We start from the raw sequence: 4,058 nt of genomic DNA, 5'->3' as shown, positions 1-4,058 counted from the left end.
GGCTGCTGAGCGGGTAGGGATCGCACAAGCCATGTTTTATCCCGATGTGAGTTTTTCCGCATTTATCGGTTATCAAGCTTTCGGTCTCGATAATGTGTTTAACAGCGGTAATGATGCAGGCGGCATTGGTCCGGCCATCTATTTACCCCTCTTTACGGGCGGCCGATTAGAAGGACAACTTACTTCTGCTCAAGCCCGTTATCAAGAGTCGGTCAGCTTATATAACGCTACTTTAAATCAAGCTTTGCATGACGTTGCGGATGTGTTGACCAGTACTCAGGCGTTGGATGAGCGGATTGCAAAAACGCAACAAGCCGTCATACAAGCTGAGCGCGCTCACTATATTGCTAACAATCGTTATCAAGGAGGGTTAGCGACTTACCTTGAGGTTTTAGTCGCTGAGGAGACGTTACTTAATAACCAACGGGCGTTGGTTAATCTTCAGTCTCGTGCGTTTAGCTTGGATCTTGCACTTATTCATGCTTTAGGCGGTGGTTTTTCTCACTCTCATTCTTGATTTAGTTTTAAAAGGTTTTTTTATGAATTCGTCTGAACAAACAACGGAACATTTTGATACTCACCGAGCTTCACAAGCTCGTAAAAAAGGGTTCTTATTTCTTTTATTTGCGATCATCATTGTTGGTGGGGGTTACAGTACTTATTGGTACTTTATTGGTTCACGTTTTGTTTCAACCGATAATGCGTATGCTGCGGCCGAAATTGCGGAAGTGACTCCAGCGGTGGGCGGTATCATTGCCAGTGTTAATGTGGTGGATACTCAATACGTCGACAAAGGTGACGTGTTGGTACACATTGATGATACCGATGCTCGTTTGGCCTTGAGTCAAGCTGAAGCCGATTTAGCGCTAGCAAAGCGTCGTGTTCGCAGCTATTTAGCCAACGATGAAGGACTAACCGCCTTGGTGGAAGCGCAAAAAGCGAATGAGCAACGTACCAAAGCACAGTTAAGTGCAGCGCAAGCAAATTTTGAACGAGCGAAAATAGACTTAACTCGTCGTGAAGGGCTTGTGCGCTCGGGGTCGGTATCGGGGGAAGAGCTGAGCAATGCACAAACAGGGTATAGTCAAGCACTAGCCAATTTGCATGCAGCTCAAGCGGCAATGGCGCAAGCGAAAGCGACGAAGCTGTCGAGTATCGGTTCGCAAAAAGCCAATGCCGCGTTAACAGATAACACCACAGTAGAAAATAACCCGGAAGTCTTATTGGCTAAAGCTCGTTTGGAACAAGCTAAAATTGATCTAGAACGTACTATTATCCGAGCCCCAATCAGCGGGGTGGTGGCTAAACGTCAGGTTCAGGTTGGGCGTCGGGTTCAAGTTGGAATGCCATTAATGACCGTCGTGCCTATTAACCAGATTTATGTTGATGCCAACTTTAAAGAGGTGGAACTGCGTGAGGTGAAAATAGGTCAGCCAGTTACATTAACAGCAGATTTGTATGGCGATGACGTGACTTACCACGGGGTGATTGCGGGTTTTTCGGGCGGGACAGGTTCGGCATTTTCTATGATTCCGGCACAAAATGCGACCGGTAACTGGATTAAAGTGGTACAACGGTTGCCCGTACGAATTGAATTGGATCCGAAAGAATTACAGAGCCATCCCTTGCAGGTTGGGCTTTCAATGATTGTCACTATTGATACCGCCGCTGAAATTAACGCACAAACGTTAGTGCAATATCGGGCAACCCAATTAGCAGAACAAGGTTAAGGTGAGAGGATGAGTCACGCTTCTGACCATGAAATCAAACCTTTGTCAGGTGGAGCACTGTTTGTAGGGGCTTTGTGTCTAGCAATGGCGAATTTTTTGGCTATTTTAGATACCACCATTGCCAATGTTTCCGTTTCTACCATTGCCGGAAGTCTAGGAACTTCTGCTAGTCAAGGAACTTATGTAATTACCTCCTATGCGGTTGCTGAGGCTATTTCGGTACCATTAACGGGCTGGCTAGCTTCACGTTTTGGGTCTATCCGAGTATTTGTAACTTGTTTTCTGCTGTTTGGTGTTTTTTCACTATTGTGTGGAATGGCAAATAGCATGAGTACATTAGTTATGTTTCGGATATTTCTGGGTTTTTCCGGAGGCCCTCTTATGCCGTTATCACAAACCTTAATGATGAGAATTTTCCCGAAAAATAAGGGGCATGTTGCCATTGGTATTTGGAGTATGACTACGTTGATTGCTCCGATAATGGGGCCAATTTTAGGTGGTGTGTTGTGTGATCAATTTAGTTGGCCATATATCTTTATGGTGAAAATGCCTTTTGCAATAGGTGCTGCTTTGATTTGTTGGAAATTGTTGCAGAAGTATGAGACCAAAACCATTCGTTCTAAAATTGATAAAGTGGGGTTATTACTATTAGTGGTATGGGTGGCCGCTTTGCAATTGATGCTGGATGAAGGGAAAGATCACGATTGGTTTGAATCCTCACGAATCATTACTCTAGCGGTTGTTGCTGCAATCGGCTTTGTAGCATTTCTAATTTGGGAATTAACTGAACGGAATCCTGTTGTGGATCTCAAGGTTTTTCGACACCGAGGTTACAGTATGAGTATGGTGACTTTGTCACTTGCTTTTGGGGCTTTTTTTAGTATCTCAGTGTTAACGCCATTGTGGTTGCAAATCTATATGGGGTATACAGCGACTATTTCCGGGTATGCTACCGCCACTATGGGAATATTGGCCGTCTTTCTCGCCCCTATTATTGCTAACTTATCGTCGAAATACGATCCTCGGCCTTTTGTTTTTGCTGGAGTGATGTGGCTGGGTTTTTGGACTTTTATGCGCAGTTTTGGCATCGTAGACATGACGTTTTCACAAATTAGCTGGCCGATGTTTTTCCAAGGTGTTGGGATGCCGTTATTTTTTGTGCCATTAACTGCAATTGCGCTAGGCAGTGTCAAAATGCATGAAATGGAATCGGCAGCAGGGTTGATGAATTTTATCCGAACCTTATCTGGTGCCTTTGCCACCTCAATGATTAATACATCTTGGGAGCGAGAGTCTCGCTATGTTCATGCGGAATTATCTGGCTTAACCGATAAAGCGGGCGTGGCGAGCCAAGCGATGCAGAATGCAGGAATGAGTACTGAGCAGGCGCGATCTGCGATGGACTGGACCTTACAAAACCAGAGTGTCATGGTGGCGACTAACCAGTTATTTTTGATGATTGCGGTTATTTTTGCGGTGGCTGGATGTATGATCTGGTTTGCTCCTAAACCGAAACACGCAGTGGATACGTCAGCCGTACATTAATCATTTTTTAAGGGGATCAGTAGTCAATAGACCCACAGACCCTAGGGTGTTGACATCTTTTTAGGGTACGCTCTCGGTCAGTTGAGCGATAATCTACAAGGTGCCGGCGTGGATGTGATGGCTAGCCTATTCAATAAAGAGTATTACAGCTGTTACAACAACGTAAACTGCGGGTATGGCGCAGAGCGGAGTATTGAGCTAAAAGTGGTTTATCAATTCTAATCTCACCGTCAGTTTTTTGATTTTCTCGAATATGAACGCCCAGAATTTCTGGGCGTTATTTTTCTTAAGTTAACCCTCTCTTAACCCCTGTTTATTTACGCTAAGGTTCATCAACAGGAGTACACCACTATGATGTCATCGCATTGGCTAAGGTTATCCGCCATGAGTTTATTGATTGCGGGGTTAATCGGCTGCGCCACCCATTCTCAGCAAACGTATCAAGCGCGAGTTTCTGAATCCCTTGAGCAACTTACGGCTTGGTCTGCTATTGATACTGAGCCTGCTATTGATATGGTTTCGATTACGGAATTAATTGATATTCCTGAATTAAAGCAATGGATTGATCGTGCTTTGGAACATAACCCTAGCCTGCAGCAAACGGCATTAGCGCTTAAAATTGCTTATGCACAAAAACAACAGAGCGCCGCAGATCAACTACCCAGTGCAGAGTTGACCTTAAGTGGAGAGAAAGAAGAGCACAACCATACTCAATACAACACGGAGTTGAGTGTAAGCTGGGAATTGGATATTTGGCAAAAAATCGCAGACGGTAAAGCAGCG

At 44.7% G+C, this 4,058-nt stretch carries 4 protein-coding genes; all 4 read left to right on the top strand.

Going from position 1 to position 4,058, the window contains the following annotated elements:
* On the top strand, positions 1 to 517 hold a 517-nt coding region (locus B7C60_RS19905), incomplete at its 5' end, for a TolC family protein (protein WP_245869644.1).
* 22 nt (positions 518 to 539) lie between these two features.
* Positions 540 to 1,730 carry an HlyD family secretion protein gene (locus tag B7C60_RS16705; RefSeq protein WP_099612614.1) on the top strand — a complete coding sequence of 397 codons (1,191 nt, stop codon included), beginning with the start codon at positions 540 to 542 and terminating at the stop codon, positions 1,728 to 1,730.
* Positions 1,731 to 1,739: 9 nt separating this feature from the next.
* Positions 1,740 to 3,275 (top strand): multidrug efflux MFS transporter permease subunit VceB, encoded by a 1,536-nt coding sequence (gene vceB, locus B7C60_RS16700; RefSeq protein ID WP_099612613.1) that lies wholly within the window; start codon positions 1,740 to 1,742, stop codon positions 3,273 to 3,275.
* 351 nt (positions 3,276 to 3,626) lie between these two features.
* On the top strand, positions 3,627 to 4,058 hold a 432-nt coding region (locus B7C60_RS19900), incomplete at its 3' end, for a TolC family protein (RefSeq protein WP_245869641.1).

Origin of the sequence: Vibrio fujianensis (genome assembly GCF_002749895.1) — a bacterium.
GTDB classification, from domain to species: domain Bacteria; phylum Pseudomonadota; class Gammaproteobacteria; order Enterobacterales; family Vibrionaceae; genus Vibrio; species Vibrio fujianensis.
This window is presented reverse-complemented; position numbering and strand designations above follow the sequence as displayed.

What these genes read in the sequence shown, in the direction of transcription:
- B7C60_RS16705 (WP_099612614.1), top strand. Translation starts at nt 540, where the DNA reads ATGAATTCGTCTGAACAAACAACGGAACATTTTGATACTCACCGAGCT.
- vceB (WP_099612613.1), top strand. Translation starts at nt 1,740, where the DNA reads ATGAGTCACGCTTCTGACCATGAAATCAAACCTTTGTCAGGTGGAGCA.